General features: G+C 61.0%; 14 protein-coding genes. 9 read left to right on the top strand and 5 right to left on the bottom strand.

Annotated elements, in window-relative coordinates:
- Positions 1–139 precede the first annotated feature (139 nt).
- The gene (locus tag EOA85_RS12355; protein WP_029355466.1) at positions 140–1,060 is read right to left on the bottom strand and encodes a sugar-binding transcriptional regulator; all 921 of its coding nucleotides are present in this window, start codon (positions 1,058–1,060) and stop codon (positions 140–142) included.
- Between the two features lie 155 nt (positions 1,061–1,215).
- Between EOA85_RS12355 and EOA85_RS12350 the strand changes: the two genes are divergently transcribed.
- The 5 genes from EOA85_RS12350 (at position 1,216) to ugpC (ending at position 6,431) form a co-directional block, all read left to right on the top strand.
- Complete coding sequence (locus EOA85_RS12350) at positions 1,216–2,103, top strand: sugar ABC transporter permease (protein WP_029355468.1); 888 nt, start codon at positions 1,216–1,218, stop codon at positions 2,101–2,103.
- Between the two features lies 1 nt (position 2,104).
- A complete protein-coding gene (locus tag EOA85_RS12345) occupies positions 2,105–2,977 on the top strand; it encodes a carbohydrate ABC transporter permease (protein WP_127209598.1) in 873 nt (290 codons plus the stop codon).
- A 59-nt stretch (positions 2,978–3,036) separates the two neighbouring features.
- The gene (locus tag EOA85_RS12340; protein WP_029355472.1) at positions 3,037–4,542 is read left to right on the top strand and encodes an extracellular solute-binding protein; all 1,506 of its coding nucleotides are present in this window, start codon (positions 3,037–3,039) and stop codon (positions 4,540–4,542) included.
- Positions 4,543–4,606: 64 nt separating this feature from the next.
- Positions 4,607–5,332 (top strand): SDR family oxidoreductase, encoded by a 726-nt coding sequence (locus EOA85_RS12335; RefSeq protein WP_127209597.1) that lies wholly within the window; start codon positions 4,607–4,609, stop codon positions 5,330–5,332.
- Positions 5,333–5,363: 31 nt separating this feature from the next.
- Entirely contained in the window at positions 5,364–6,431 is a 1,068-nt protein-coding gene (gene ugpC, locus EOA85_RS12330; protein WP_127209596.1) for a sn-glycerol-3-phosphate ABC transporter ATP-binding protein UgpC, read from the top strand.
- 50 nt (positions 6,432–6,481) lie between these two features.
- Here the strand turns inward: ugpC and EOA85_RS12325 are convergent, their stop codons facing one another.
- The 3 genes from EOA85_RS12325 to EOA85_RS12315 all read right to left on the bottom strand — a co-directional run bounded on the left by EOA85_RS12325 (position 6,482) and on the right by EOA85_RS12315 (position 9,140).
- Complete coding sequence (locus tag EOA85_RS12325) at positions 6,482–6,838, bottom strand: DUF488 domain-containing protein (RefSeq protein ID WP_127209595.1); 357 nt, start codon at positions 6,836–6,838, stop codon at positions 6,482–6,484.
- A 45-nt stretch (positions 6,839–6,883) separates the two neighbouring features.
- Positions 6,884–8,140, bottom strand: coding sequence for an aminopeptidase (locus EOA85_RS12320; RefSeq protein WP_127209594.1), 1,257 nt, complete (start codon positions 8,138–8,140; stop codon positions 6,884–6,886).
- Positions 8,141–8,225: 85 nt separating this feature from the next.
- Entirely contained in the window at positions 8,226–9,140 is a 915-nt protein-coding gene (locus EOA85_RS12315) for a LysR substrate-binding domain-containing protein (protein WP_127209593.1), read from the bottom strand.
- Between the two features lie 97 nt (positions 9,141–9,237).
- On the opposite strand from EOA85_RS12315, the gene EOA85_RS12310 reads away from it, so the two are divergent.
- The 3 genes from EOA85_RS12310 (at position 9,238) to sbmA (ending at position 12,124) form a co-directional block, all read left to right on the top strand.
- Entirely contained in the window at positions 9,238–9,462 is a 225-nt protein-coding gene (locus tag EOA85_RS12310) for a hypothetical protein (RefSeq protein WP_127209592.1), read from the top strand.
- A gap of 105 nt (positions 9,463–9,567) precedes the next feature.
- Entirely contained in the window at positions 9,568–10,728 is a 1,161-nt protein-coding gene (locus EOA85_RS12305) for a YbfB/YjiJ family MFS transporter (protein ID WP_127209591.1), read from the top strand.
- 121 nt (positions 10,729–10,849) lie between these two features.
- Positions 10,850–12,124 carry a peptide antibiotic transporter SbmA gene (sbmA, locus tag EOA85_RS12300; protein WP_065006172.1) on the top strand — a complete coding sequence of 425 codons (1,275 nt, stop codon included), beginning with the start codon at positions 10,850–10,852 and terminating at the stop codon, positions 12,122–12,124.
- A gap of 28 nt (positions 12,125–12,152) precedes the next feature.
- Here sbmA and EOA85_RS12295 read toward each other — a convergent pair whose 3' ends face one another.
- Positions 12,153–13,136, bottom strand: a complete 984-nt coding sequence (locus EOA85_RS12295; RefSeq protein ID WP_127209590.1) for a polysaccharide deacetylase family protein — start codon at positions 13,134–13,136, stop codon at positions 12,153–12,155.
- Between the two features lie 206 nt (positions 13,137–13,342).
- Between EOA85_RS12295 and EOA85_RS12290 the strand changes: the two genes are divergently transcribed.
- The coding region (locus EOA85_RS12290; protein WP_127209589.1) for a tetratricopeptide repeat protein at positions 13,343–13,599 on the top strand (257 nt) is incomplete at its 3' end.

Raw genomic sequence — 13,599 nt, 5'->3', positions numbered from 1 at the left:
GCTGCAGGCGATGGAACCGAACCAGGGACGGCTTAGGAAAGATTCGATGCCATTCTGCTTTCAGAGGAAAGCGAGCGCGATGCACCAGGCAAAATCGCACAGCACCTTCGGTTGCTACCGCAATCCCGGCCGGTGGATGTCAGAGCGAACTCCCCGTCTCCTGATCGGTGATGAGGCCGGTGAAGAATCCCTTTTCCAGGAGCTTGGCCATGATGCCGACCTTATTCTTTCCGCCGGAAACAAGGATGCGTTTGGGAATGTTCATTGTGTCGAGAGGGTAAACCCCGACAATGCGTTCATTGACGGGATGGTCGATGAGTTCGGCGTTCCGGTCGAAGAAATAGCCGAGAAAGTTCCCGATCGGTTTCATTCTGAGGATATCGTCGAATTCCTCGTCGGTCATATAACCGACGCTCCGAAGCGTCGAGCTGGTTGTGCCGCCGACGCTCATCAGCGCAAGGTCGGCGTTCAGTGCCTTCTGGATAACCTCGCGCGCGCTCGGTTGCTGCAGGATCGTCTCGCGGCTGTCGCGGCTGTCGCAGATGATCGGTCCGGGGAGATAATAGGATTCGGCCTGGGTGCGCTGGGCAAAGACGGCGGCGGCGTCGTATTTGTCGATCGACGACCGGCGCGACAGAGAGCCGAGAAGCGGTACGACGGTAACGTTCCTGAGGGCCACCGGTTCGATGTTGGAGGCGAGCCATCTCATGGTTCGGCCCCACGCCATGGCGACCGTCATGTCGTCCCTGAGCAGCGTCTCGACGGTCTGCGCGGCATAGATGCCGATCACTTCGGAGAGCCCGAGCTCCGACCCCGTATCGTTCGGCGTGACGCTGCATATGTCGAGCCGGTACTTCCGCCTGAGCTGTTCTTCCATTTCGAGCGCCTGGGACGTCCCGGCGTTGATGCGGATCGAGACGATGCCGCGCTCCTTCGCCTCGGCCAGCAACCTGTGGATCTTGGTGCGGTTGATCTGCAGCCGCTCGGCGATGGCCTGCTGCGTTTCGCCCAACACGAAATACTGATGGGCTACCCGTGCCAGGAGACCGATCGACGTCATGAGGGTCCTCCGATGCTGGTGACGCACCCATCCGAATGCCGCTGTAGCCGGCCAACAAGTGCTTGCCACAGACAGGACGACAATATAGCATTTGAACAAATGCACAAGATATGAACATTTGTGCATCGCAAAACGAAGCGGTTCGGGAGGAACGCGTGCGGGTTGCCCAAGCCAGACGTTTCGTCGTTTCGGATCACCCGCTGCCCTGGCTGCTGCCGCTGGTGGCGATCCTGCTTGTCTTCACGGTCTACCCCCTGATCTACAACATCTGGCTGAGCTTCCATGAGTTCGTCCCGCGCCGACGGGCGCTCGAATTCGTCGGAACGGAAAACTGGGTGCAGCTCTGGAACGACACGCGGTTCTGGCAGTCGCTCGTCATCACCTTCACCTATTTCGCCATCGCACTGGTCTTTGAACTGGTGCTCGGCATGGCGATCGCGCTGCTCCTCGACAGCGACGGCTTCGGTTTCGGATTCTTGCGAGGCGTCCTGACAATGACGCTTGTCATCCCGCCGGCCATCGTCGGCATGATGTATCTGCTGATGGAGGACCCGCAGTTCGGGGTGATCAGCTACCTCCTGCAGTCGATCGGCCTGCTCAATCCGAACAACCCTATCCTCGCCACGGCGTCGACCGCGCTAGCCGGCGTTCTCGTCGCGGAAATCTGGCAGTGGACGCCGTTCATGGTCCTCATCTTCCTTGCCGGTCTCAGGGCGCTGCCGCCGGAGCCTTACGAGGCTGCGATGATCGACGGCGCGTCGTCGTTCCAGATTTTCCGGCGCATCACCCTGCCGATGATGTCGAAGGTGATCGCAATCGCCGTGCTGGTCCGCGGCATCGATCTCTTCCGCGTCTTCGATTATGTCTTCGTCATGACGTCCGGCGGGCCGGGAGCGTCGACCTACTCGCTGTCCCTCTATGCATGGCAGCAGACGTTCAGCTTCGTAAAATGGGGCTATGGAGCCACGCTCAGTCTCGTCACCCTTGTGATCATCCTGGTCATTGCCAATCTCTTCATCCGTATCGCGAAGGTGAGATGGTAAAATGAACGGCTCCTTCTCAACGCGCATGCTTCGCACCATCGCCGCCTGGGTTGTGGTCGCAGTCTTCTTCTTTCCGATCTACTACTGGACGTCGGTGGCGTTCAAACACGGCAATGACATCTTCAACCGGCCGCCGAAACTGATCGCCTTCACGCCGACCTTCGACAATTTCCAGAAGGTGTTCGGGATTTCGCTGGGCAGCGGCGGCATCACCGTGACGCCGGGCGGCGGCAACTTCTACATGGCGCCTCGCGTCTGGGATTCGATCGTGATCGCGACGCTGTCGACCGTGCTCGCCGTCGCCATCGCCACGCTTGCCGCCTATGCCCTATCGCGAATGAACTTCCGCGGCCGGCAAAGTTTTGTCGGATGGGTGTTGTCGACGCGCATGATGCCACCCGTCGCGGTCGCGGTTCCGATGTTCTTCATCTACAAGAATTTCGGTCTCATCGACACCTATACCGGCATGGTGCTGATCCACGCGCTGATGAACCTGCCGCTCGCCGCCCTACTGATGAAGAGCTTCTTCGACGACATTCCGTCGGAGATCGACGAGAGCGCCATTGTCGATGGCGCCAGCCGCTTCATGATCTTCCGGCGAATCGTGCTGCCGATGGCCAAGGGCGGCATCGCCGCCACGGCGGTCCTCTGCTTCATCTTCAGCTGGACCGAATTCCTGTTTGCGCTGACCCTGACCACCACGTCTGTCAAGACCGTGCCTGTCGTCTCGTCGACCTTCGTCACCTCGATCGGCACCGCTTGGGGCAACATGGCCGCGCTTGGCGCCGCATCCATCATTCCCGCTTTCATCTTCATTCTATTGGTTCAAAAGCACCTCGTGCGCGGTCTCACGATGGGATCGTTGAAACAATAGATGGGAGGCTCGAATTCGCAGCCTTGTGAAAATCGCGAATTAAACCGGAGGAGTAGACAATGAAAGACAGCATCAGAAAGGCGCATCTTGCCTCTGTCACCGATCGCTTCGTTCGCGGACAGATGGACCGGCGCTCGTTTCTTCGCGCAGCAAGCATTCTCGGCCTCGGCGCCGGCGCGCTCGGCATGGGCCTGGGACGACGTCCGTTCTACGGCATCAGCCAGGCATCGGCTCAGGAACAGGAACTGAAGCCCAGCGCCGAAATCACCAAGTGGCTCTCGGATGTCGGCAAGCCCTTTGCCGGAACGACTCTTCGTCTCGCCACCGAATCGACGCCGCCGTCGAATGCCATCGCCACGCAGCTCAAGCAGTATTTCGAGGAGGCTACCGGCATCAAGGTCGAGATCGAAGTTCTGCCGCTCGAGCAGGTGCTGCAGAAGCTGACGCTCGACGTGGCGTCGAGCCTGGGCACTTACGACCTCTACTATATCGACCAGAGCTGGGCGGCGAGCTTCAGCCAGGACGTCTTCGATCCGCGCGAGCAGCTCAAGAACGCTGATCTGGCAATGCCGAACTACAACATCGACGACTTCCTGAAGCCGCTCGTCGACGGTATCGCCATGTACGAGGACCGCATGGTCGGCGTGCCCTATGACATCCCGATCTTCATCATGCAGTACCGCAAGGACGTCTGGGACGAGCTCAAGCTGCCGCCTCCGGCCACGCTGGACGATTTGCTGAAGGCGTCTGCGGCGATCACCGACGCCAAGGGCCCGAACATGTACGGCACCAGCGGCCAGATGAAATCGGGCCATTACAGCCTCGAATGCGATTGGACGGCGTGGCTTTGGGGCCATGGCGGTTCGATTTTCGGCCCCGACGGCAAATTCACCGGCAATGACGAAGCTGGCTTGGCCGCCATGGCCTACTGGGACAAGCTCAAGGCGACGATGCCGCCCGGCGTCGACGGCTGGACATGGGATGGCGAGGGACAGTCGGTCGGCCAGGGCGTCGCCGCCTCGATGCTGTCTTGGGGCGAATTCTTCCCGTTCTTCGACGATCCCAAAGCTTCCAAGGTCTCCGGTCTGATGGAAGCGATGGTTCCACCGAAACCTGCCGCCACGCTACGCACGGTCGAACAGACCGGATTCGGCGAAATTCCAGGCGTTGGTCACCAGGGCGGTTCTTCGCTCGCGGTGTCGAAATACTCGAAGAGCCCAGACGCTGCCTGGATCTTCATGCAGTGGGCGACCTCAGCCGATACCCAGGCGCTGATAACCGTTCTTGGCGGCGGTACGGGGCCAACGCGCACCAGCGTCTATGATGATCCGCGCGTGCTGGCCAATGCGCGTGTCGGCGCCGGCACGACCCGCCATTTGCCGGTCGTGCGCGACACCATCGCCAACTACATGGGATCCGAGCCCGACCTGCCGGCGTGGGCAGAACTCTCGAGCGATATGATCCCGGTTGCGCTGGGCAAATACTTCGCCGGCCAGTCGGGCTCGGCCAAGGAGTCGCTCGACGCCCTGAAAACCCAGGTCGACGATCTCGTCGCCAAGGGCTGAGTGTTCCGGGGTGGCGGCCTTGGGCCGCCACCCCGGGTATCGACAATTCCCATGAGGAAAAACAATGGCTGGAAAACAGCTCGTAGCAGTGACAGGAGCCAGTTCTGGTATCGGCGAAGCGGTCGCCAAGGTGTTTTCGCGCGCCGGCCATCCTGTTCTCATGATGGCCCGCCGTCTGGAGCGCATGGAGGCGCTGAACCTGCCTGACAGTATGGCCCGGCAGGTTGATGTCCGGGACCGCGCCGCAATTGCGGCCGCCGTGAAGGAGGCGGAAGCCGAATACGGACCGGTCGACATGCTCTTTGCCAATGCCGGCATCGCGCGTCTTGCCGATATAGGCCGCCAGCCGCCCGAGGAATGGGACGAGATGATCGACATCAACACGAAGGGCGTGCTGAATTCGGTCCAGGCCGTGATGGCGGGCATGATGGCGCGCCGTCATGGAACGCTGTTCATGATGAGTTCGATCGCTGGCCGGAAGGTCTATCCGGACCATACGGTTTACTGCGGGACGAAATTCTTCGTTCACGCCGTGTCGGAGTCGCTGCGCGACTATCTTTCCGACTATGACGTCCGCGTGGTCGTGCTTTCGCCCGGGGTGATCGAAACCGAAGTTCTGAGCGGCGTCCTCGATCCGCAGACGCTCGCGAACTACAAGGCCAACAAGCTCAAGATCGGTGGCGGGATCGGGCCCGAGCACGTGGCTGACCTTATGCTGCACACCTACCAGATGCCGCAGAACGCCCTCGTGCAGGAAATCGTCATCACGCCGACAAGGCAGAAATACTGACGACCCGAATCAGGGCTTCTGGAGAGAGCGAATGGCTACCGTAGAATATAGGAACATCGCCAAGAATTTCGGGCATATCGAGGTGATGAAGGACGTCTCCTTCGGCATTGCCGACCGCGAATTCGTCGTGCTTCTTGGGCCGTCGGGCTGCGGAAAGACCACGCTTCTGCGCATGACAGCAGGGCTCGAGAGCGTGACCGACGGCGATCTGTTGATCGGCGACAGGCGAGTCAATGACGTTCACCCGCGCGATCGCGATATCGCGATGGTGTTCCAGAACTACGCGCTTTATCCGACAATGAAGGTGTTCGACAATATCGGCTTCAGTCTCGAAGTAGCGAAAGTGCCAAAGGCGGAGATCAGGAAGAAGGTCGAATGGGCGGCGGAAATCCTGAATCTCACGCCCTATCTTGGGCGCTATCCCAAGGAACTGTCGGGTGGCCAGCGCCAGCGCGTCGCCATGGGCCGCGCCATGGTGCGGAATGCCGCCGTCTTCCTTTTCGACGAACCGCTCTCCAATCTCGACGCGAAGCTGCGCACGCATATGCGCGTGGAAATCCGCCAACTCCACAATCGTCTCGGCACGACCACGATCTACGTCACCCATGACCAGATCGAGGCGATGACGATGGCTGACAAGATCGTGCTGATGCACGCCGGCAGGATCATGCAGATCGGCACGCCCGACGAGGTCTATGAGCGCCCGAACTCGAAATATGTCGCTGATTTCATCGGCTCGCCGTCGATGAATTTCATCGCTGGCGCTGTCGAGACCGCGGGCGGCAGTCCTCGCTTCGTCGCCGAAGGCGTGTCGATCGGCCTCTCACCGGAGATCAAGGCGAAGCCAGGCCAAAAGGTCATCATGGGCGTCCGGCCGCACGATCTCGGCATTTCGGATGCGGGTGAGATCAAGGGCGAGGTCGTGCTGTCCGAAACGACCGGCGCGGATGTTCAGATCCATTTGCGCGTGGCGGGATATGACGCTGTCGCCGTGGTGCCGCGTGACGAGCGCCGCAACGCCGGCGCCGCGATCAATCTTTCGGTACTGCCGGGCAAGGTGCACCTCTTCGATGCGGCCACGGAACTGCGTGTCGCCTGAGGAGATCAGCGATAAAGGCGTCGATGTGACCCGGCAGCGTGCGCGCTGCCTCAGCCCTTTAGGCGGAGATAGTCAGCCAAGGCCACTGCGTTGTTATGCATGTCGTCCTGGGCGCCGTAGAGCAGCGTCACCCGGCCGTTGTCGAGGAGGGCGCGCAACTGGCCGACCGCGTCGCTGTTCCTGTCGAGCTCGCCGCGATATCGCTGCTGGAATTCCATCCAGCGCGTCGGCTCGTGGCCGAACCATTTGCGCAATTCATCGCTTGGCGCGACGGTCTTCAGCCATAGCGTCAGAGCGGCGTCTTCTTTGCGGACGCCGCGCGGCCATACGCGGTCTATGAGCACCCGCTGGCCATCGCCAGGCGAGGGCGGCTCGTAGATGCGCTTGACCTTGATATCGAGTTTCATTGCCAACTCCGGGGTTGATCGCCATGACGGTTTGTTGGCGGCTCCTTACGCCCACTCGCCCTTACGCATAACCGGCACGCGGCTGCCGTCCTTGCCGACGCCGTCGATGTCGATCCTGTCCGAACCGATCATCCAGTCGATATGGATGAAGCTCTTGTTGCCGCCACGCGTCCCGATCTCCTCCTGGCTGAGCGAGGCGCCGTCGACGAAGCACTTCGAATAGCACTGACCGAGCGCGATGTGGCAGGCGGCGTTCTCGTCGAACAGCGTGTTGAAGAACAGCAGGCCGCTCGCCGAGATCGGCGAGGAATGCGGCACCAGCGCGACCTCGCCGAGCCGGCGCGCACCCTCGTCGGTGTCGAGCACCTTCTTCAGCACGTCCTCGCCCTTCGAAGCCTTTGCCTCGACGATCCTGCCTTCCTCGAAGCGCACCGAGATCTCGTCGATCAGCGTGCCTTGATAGGACAACGGCTTGGTCGAGGAGACATGCCCCTCGACGCGCCTTGCATGCGGCGTGGTGAAGACCTCCTCGGTCGGGATGTTTGGGTTGCAGGTGATACCGTTCCTGGCGGTCGAAGCGCCGCCCATCCATTCATGGCCGTCCGCCAGCCCGACGGTGAGATCAGTTCCCGGCCCGGTAAAATGCAGCGCATGGAAATTATGGCCGTTCAGCCATTCTGTCCGGCTCTTCAGTGCCGCATTGTGCGCCGTCCAGTTGCCGATCGGATCCTCCACATCCACCCGCGACGCCGCAAAGATCGCGTCGGCGAGTTTTGCCACGGCGACGTCGTCGGCATCGCCGGGGAATACCTGTTTCGCCCAGGCGAGGTCGGGATAGGCGACTATGTTCCAGTTGATGTCGAAGCCGGTGATCTTTTCCAACGCCGGCTGATAGGCGATGGAATTCGCCTTGTTGGCACGCGCTACCTTGGCCGGATCCTGTGCCGACAGCAGCGAGGGGTCCTCGCCGCGCACGGCAAGCCGCGCCGCATTGTTGGCGAAGGCCTTCGCCATCCCCTCATAGAGCCAGCCGGCGGCGTGGTCGAAACCGGCATCGGCCCCGTAGCGGAAGCGCGCCAGCGTCATCTCGTCGTCGTTGAAGATCGGCGTCACCAGGCCGGCGCCGGCTCTGTAGGCATGCTCGACGATCCGTCGCGTCAAAGGCAGGGCTGCGATCGACGATGTCAGCACCAGATCCTGCCCCGGCTGCAATTGCAGCCCGACCTTGATGGCGACTTCGGCCAGCCTATCGAGCTTCACCGGGTCGATCGTTGCGGAAACGCCGCGCGAATGTGTGGTCATGATCCTGCCTGTCTCGCGATGTGGGGTCCGGTTCCTACATAGATCGCCGCCCCTGAGCTTTCCACCGCGATTGCACGGGGCAGGTTCAGTTCGCGCTGGTGTGTGACCCGAATTGCGCCATCGTCGCCGCTATTTCTTCGCGGATCCAGACTTTGAAATCCCTGACCTTGCGGCTTTCGGTCTTGGCGGCGGAGGTCACCAGCCAGTAGCCCAGCCCGCTCTGGGCGCGGACTCCGAAGGGCGCGACAAGGCGGCCGTCGGCAAGCGCGTCGGCGGCCAGCAATTGCCAGCCGAGCATGACGCCGTGACCGGCGATCGCCGATTCCAAGCAAAGCATCGGGTCGGTGAAGCGCGCGCCTTTGAGGAAGGTGACCGGCTTTACCCCGGCGGCCTCAAACCAGCTTTCCCAAGTGATCATCGACCTTTCGTCGGTGATCGCGCACGTCAAGGCGAGGTCTTCGATCGATTTCAGTTTGTTGGCGATCACCGGGGCGCACACCGGGAAGACCTCTTGCGCCAGCAGCAGTTCCGCCCGCGCGCCCGGCCATGTCCCGTCGCCAAGCCGGATGGCGATGTCGATGTCCGAGCGGTCCAGATCGGCAATCCGCACCGACGCGTCGATGCGCAGCAGGACGTTTGGATGGCGGGCGAAATGCCTGGACAGCCTCGGCAGCAGCCATTTCGAGGCGAAAGCCGGTGCGACCGAAACCACCAGCGTGCATTCGGAGGCCTCGTCGGCGAGCGCTATCGCCTGTGCGAGTTCGCGGAAACCTGCCCCGAGCCGGGCGGTGAACACGGTGCCGAATTCGGTCAGCACGAGACCGCTTGCCGTTCGTTCGAACAGCGCCTGGGCGAGTTGCTCTTCCGTCCGCTTGACCTGCTGGCTGACGGCACTGGCGGACACGTTGAGTTCGCTCGCCGCAGCCGAAAGCGATCCCAGACGGGCGACGGTTTCCACGGCGCGCAGGCCGTTGAGGTGGACGCGGTTCAGCATGGCCATACAGTTTTTCTAAACCGACACGATTGAAATCTCAATTGAAACATACGGCGGAAGGGCAGATTTTAAGGAAATAGCCAGACCTATCGAGGAAAATCCGATGAAGATTTTATCATTGTTCAGGGGCCTTTCCGTTGCCGGCGCGCGGCAAAGCCGGTCGCATGAAAGTGAGACCACCCGATGGGCGACCGATCCGCTGTCGCATCCTGTGCTCGACACCATGTCGGAGCGCGAACTCGCTGACGTGCCGTTCAGGCTGACGGCCCGGCGCACTGCCTACGAGACGGGCATCACAGGTCGCCTGCGGCTAATGAAACAGATTTAGCGGTCCGGGCCTCTGCGGCGGACACCTGCCAACAGCCGTTGCGAGCGGTCCTGGCCCAACACAAGCGGATTGTTTGACAGGCTCGTGCACCTATTGTGCACTGCAATGAAAGCCGCCTTGCCATCCCCTTTGCGTCTCGCCTTCGCCGGCATGATTGCCCTGGCCGTTGCCATGGGCATCGGCCGCTTCGTTTACACGCCGATCCTGCCCGGCATGATGGAGGAACTAGGCCTGTCGCCGGCGGATGCCGGCTGGATCGCATCCGCCAACTATCTCGGCTATCTCATTGGTGCACTTGCGGCCGTCGGCGGCTGGGCGCACGGTCGTGAGCGCCTGCTGATGCTGGCTGGTCTTGCCGCCACCGCAGTCCTCACCGGGCTGATGGGCCTGGCCGAAACGATGGCGGCGTTTCTCGTCATCCGGTTTCTTGCCGGTCTGGCTAGCGCTTTTGTCTTGGTGTTCATGTCCAGCATCGTTTTCGGCCATCTGGCCGCAGCCGGCCGAAACGACCTGCAGGCGCTGCATTTCGGCGGCGTCGGTCTCGGCATAGCGGCGTCCTCGGCGCTGATGGCGATCCTCGTCACCGCACAAGCCGGTTGGCCGGCGGGCTGGTTCTGGTCCGCCGTGATCTCAGCCGGCGCCTTTGCCCTCGTGGCACTGCTGCTCGGCAGCACTGCGACCGCCAACGGCGCCGATGGTCGCGAACCGGCGCTGCCGAAGGATCGGTCGCTGGTGAAGATCATTGTCGCCTATGGGCTGTTCGGCTTCGGCTATATCGTGACGGCGACATTTCTGGTCGCCATCGTCCGGCAGGGCGGCGGAAGCCGCGTCTTCGAAGCCATGGTCTGGATGGTCACCGGCCTTGCCGGGATACCCTCGGTCTGGCTTTGGCAGAAGATTGCGGGAAAGATCGGGCTTTACCAGGCTTATGCCTTCGGGTGCCTCGTCGAGGTGGTCGGCGTCACTGCGAGCGTCGCCGTCGGCGGACACATTGGGCCGCTGCTCGGCGGGTTTCTGCTTGGCGGGACCTTCATCGCCATCACCGCGCTCGGCCTGCAGACCGGAAGGCAGCTTGCCCCGCAAGCGCCACGCCGGGTTCTAGCGTTGATGACGGCCTCGTTCGGCCTCGGTCAGATCATCGGTCCGATCGTTGCCGGGCTGCTTGCGCAAGCCTCGGGCGACTTCTTCCTCGCATCGATCATGGCCGCCGCCGTCCTGCTCGTCTCAGGCGCGATCACGTGGTCGGCTGCGCCAAAATCGCCATGATTGTGGTCTTGCTCGGGGCCGGGCATCGCGCACCGGCCATTTTCATTCCGATCGATGTGTGACCTTATGCCCGCTGAACAGCAACGCCGCTGATTTGCGCATCGACCGAGGATTCCCCACCGTGTTCGTATCCTTTTTCCCGCAGCCGAAGCTGTTCTTCATTTCGGCCGTCGCATGGAGCCTTCTGCTCGTCATCCTGTGGTTCTTGGGCGGCGAACACCTTGGCACGATGCTTGGCATGCCGCCGGTCGATCCGCAGGCGCCTATCATAAGCCCATTGAGATTCCTGGTGCCGTCATTCCTCTGGTTTTACGGGTACTTTTTCGCGGGTATCGCTTTATTTTATCTTTTCTGGGCGCTGTATGCCCCACATCCTTGGCAAAACTGGTCGATCCTAGGCTCCGGCCTGGTCATTTTCGTCACCAATTTCATTGTGCAGATAAGCGTGGCGCTAAATGATTGGCGTGGCATGTTTTACGACATGGTGCAGAAGGCGCTTACCACGCCTGGATCCGTTACGCCGGCCGAGCTTTACTACGGAGTGTGGCAGTTCCTGTCTTTGGCTCTGGTTTATATGAGCATTGCCGTTCTGAATGTTTTCTTCGTCAGGCATTATGTCTTCCGCTGGCGCACGGCGATGAACGATTACTTTACCGCTTATTGGCCGAGGCTGCGCCATATCGAAGGGGCGTCGCAGCGCGTTCAGGACGACACGATGCGGTTCTCCGGCACGATGCAGGGGCTGGGTGTTAACTTCATCGATTCGGTTATGACCCTAATCGCGTTCCTACCCTTGCTGGCATCCCTTTCCGTTCACGTTCAAACTCTCCCCATAGTTGGAGCAATCCCTTATCCGCTGGTCATCGCGGCGATCGCTTGGTCGCTGTTCGGCACCAGCTTGCTAGCCGTGGTCGGCATCAAGCTACCCGGGCTGGAATTTCGTAATCAGCGTGTTGAAGCCGCTCTGCGCAAGGAGCTTGTCCTTGGTGAGGACGATACGGCACGAGCTCAGCCACCAACGCTGGCTGAGCTTTTCAGAAATGTTCGGAAGAACTACTTCACGTTGTACGCTCATTATGTCTACTTCGACATGGTTCGCTATCTATATCTCCAAGTTGACAACGTTTTCGCTACCCTCATTCTTGTTCCGACCTTAGCTATTGGTAAGATAACCTTTGGGATTTTTCAGCAAATTGTCACCGCGTTTTCCCAAGTCGCCAGTTCGTTCCAATATCTCGTGAATTCCTGGCCGACCATCGTCGAGCTGATATCCATCTACAAGCGCCTGCGCGCGTTCGAGGCGACGCTTGAAGGCGCGCCGCTACCGGAAATCGACCAAGACTATTTGGAGCGAGAGCGAGCCGGCTTGCGCCCTGAAGATCAGCCGGTAAGTTGAGGAGTAGCGGGCGGCGAGCGCTTCCGGTTCAGCCGCCCACCGACGCCTCACGTCGCCGTGAAATAAGGTCGCGATAGCTGATGCACTCGACATCGGGCTTTGTGCAGACCTCGCCGGCGAAGCGCTCCAGCGCATTCCAGTAGGCGCCGTCATTCATCAGCGTGAAGTGGAAGCCGAGTTCCAGCGGAATGCGTTTTCTCTGGTATTGGGCGTCGAAGGCGGCGCGAAAGGCGTCATAGGTCCGTTTGGCGAATTCGTCGGCCTTGCTCGGCCGCTCGAAACCGCCGGAATGCCTGACATAGAGATTGTAATCCATCGCGATCACCCGCCTTGTGTGGGGACCTTCCGGAATTTGCGGCAGCGAAAAGCGCGTGATGCCGCTCACGGTACGCGGTCGGGCGGGGCCGCGCGCCACACCGCTCGCGTCGAACAGATAGCCCGCCTTTGGCAGCGCCTCGTAGAGCGCCTTGTTCGCCGACAGATAAGGCGCGCGAAAGCCGACCGCCTTACGCGCGATCTTGCGCCAGCCTGCGGGTTCTGGCGCAATGCCGTTGATCGAATAGGCGTTTTCGAGAATGCGCTTGAACGAACCGAACTCGCTCAGCCAGTCGGCCTTGCTCCAGTCCTTGCCGTCGAAATGGCCGCAAGCGTGGCTGCCGATGTCATGACCTTCCGAGACCGCGAGGTCTATCTGCTCGAGCCGGTCAGCGACTTCCTGTTTCGAGGCGGCGAAGCCGATATTGGATTTGCCTGATGTCTTGCCGGGCGCCGTGTATTCCTTGCGCGTCTCCGGCGAGAGCAAGAAGACGCAGGACACGAAATAGGTGAAATGGGCGCCGGTGCGTGCGGCCAGCGCGCGGCTACGCTTCCATTGCGAAATATCGCGGGCGCTGTCGAACGAGATGATGACGGCCTGCTTCGGCTTTACCGGCGCTGGCGGATCGGCGACAGCAGCGTCCGCCGCAGCAAGCGACACGATCGAGAACGCAACAACGCGGGACAAACGAGGCATCGATCTCTGATCTGGATTGTGAGGAGGGTTCGAGCACCAGCTATCGGCGAAATGTGGCGCGGGTGCGGTCGCCCTTTTCAGTCGTCCTTTACATCGCCTGTCCGGCGACTAGCCGATTTTCCGGTCGAACCCCTTCCATGCCGACAAAATTTCGCTAAAACGCGGGGCTCATGTACCCCCTTCAGGGGCAGGAATGGTTTTGATCCATGTCGGACGACAGTTTTATCCGCGAAGTCAACGAAGAGATGCGTCGCGATCAGGCGCATGCGCTATGGGACCGTTTTGGCCCTGCCCTGCTTGCGCTCGCGATACTGGTGGTGGTTGGCACCGCCGCCTTTGTCGGCTATCGCTATTGGGACGAGACCCGCGCCAATCGCTCGGGCGACGCCTTCTCGCAGGCGCTGAAGCTTGCCAATGAGGGCAAGAGCGACGAAGCGCTGGCAGCCCTCGCTGAGCTGGAGAA

The organism is Mesorhizobium sp. M5C.F.Ca.IN.020.29.1.1 (assembly GCF_003997375.1).
In the GTDB taxonomy this organism is placed as follows: Bacteria; Pseudomonadota; Alphaproteobacteria; order Rhizobiales; family Rhizobiaceae; genus Mesorhizobium; species Mesorhizobium wenxiniae.
This window is presented reverse-complemented; position numbering and strand designations above follow the sequence as displayed.

Excerpts from the sequence above, each read along its gene's own strand:
- ugpC (WP_127209596.1), top strand. The coding sequence starts at position 5,364 with ATGGCTACCGTAGAATATAGGAACATCGCCAAGAATTTCGGGCATATC.
- EOA85_RS12310 (WP_127209592.1), top strand. The coding sequence starts at position 9,238 with ATGAAGATTTTATCATTGTTCAGGGGCCTTTCCGTTGCCGGCGCGCGG.
- EOA85_RS12315 (WP_127209593.1), bottom strand. The coding sequence starts at position 9,140 with ATGGCCATGCTGAACCGCGTCCACCTCAACGGCCTGCGCGCCGTGGAA.
- EOA85_RS12335 (WP_127209597.1), top strand. The coding sequence starts at position 4,607 with ATGGCTGGAAAACAGCTCGTAGCAGTGACAGGAGCCAGTTCTGGTATC.
- EOA85_RS12355 (WP_029355466.1), bottom strand. The coding sequence starts at position 1,060 with ATGACGTCGATCGGTCTCCTGGCACGGGTAGCCCATCAGTATTTCGTG.
- EOA85_RS12325 (WP_127209595.1), bottom strand. The coding sequence starts at position 6,838 with ATGAAACTCGATATCAAGGTCAAGCGCATCTACGAGCCGCCCTCGCCT.
- EOA85_RS12295 (WP_127209590.1), bottom strand. The coding sequence starts at position 13,136 with ATGCCTCGTTTGTCCCGCGTTGTTGCGTTCTCGATCGTGTCGCTTGCT.
- EOA85_RS12340 (WP_029355472.1), top strand. The coding sequence starts at position 3,037 with ATGAAAGACAGCATCAGAAAGGCGCATCTTGCCTCTGTCACCGATCGC.
- EOA85_RS12305 (WP_127209591.1), top strand. The coding sequence starts at position 9,568 with ATGAAAGCCGCCTTGCCATCCCCTTTGCGTCTCGCCTTCGCCGGCATG.
- EOA85_RS12320 (WP_127209594.1), bottom strand. The coding sequence starts at position 8,140 with ATGACCACACATTCGCGCGGCGTTTCCGCAACGATCGACCCGGTGAAG.
- EOA85_RS12345 (WP_127209598.1), top strand. The coding sequence starts at position 2,105 with ATGAACGGCTCCTTCTCAACGCGCATGCTTCGCACCATCGCCGCCTGG.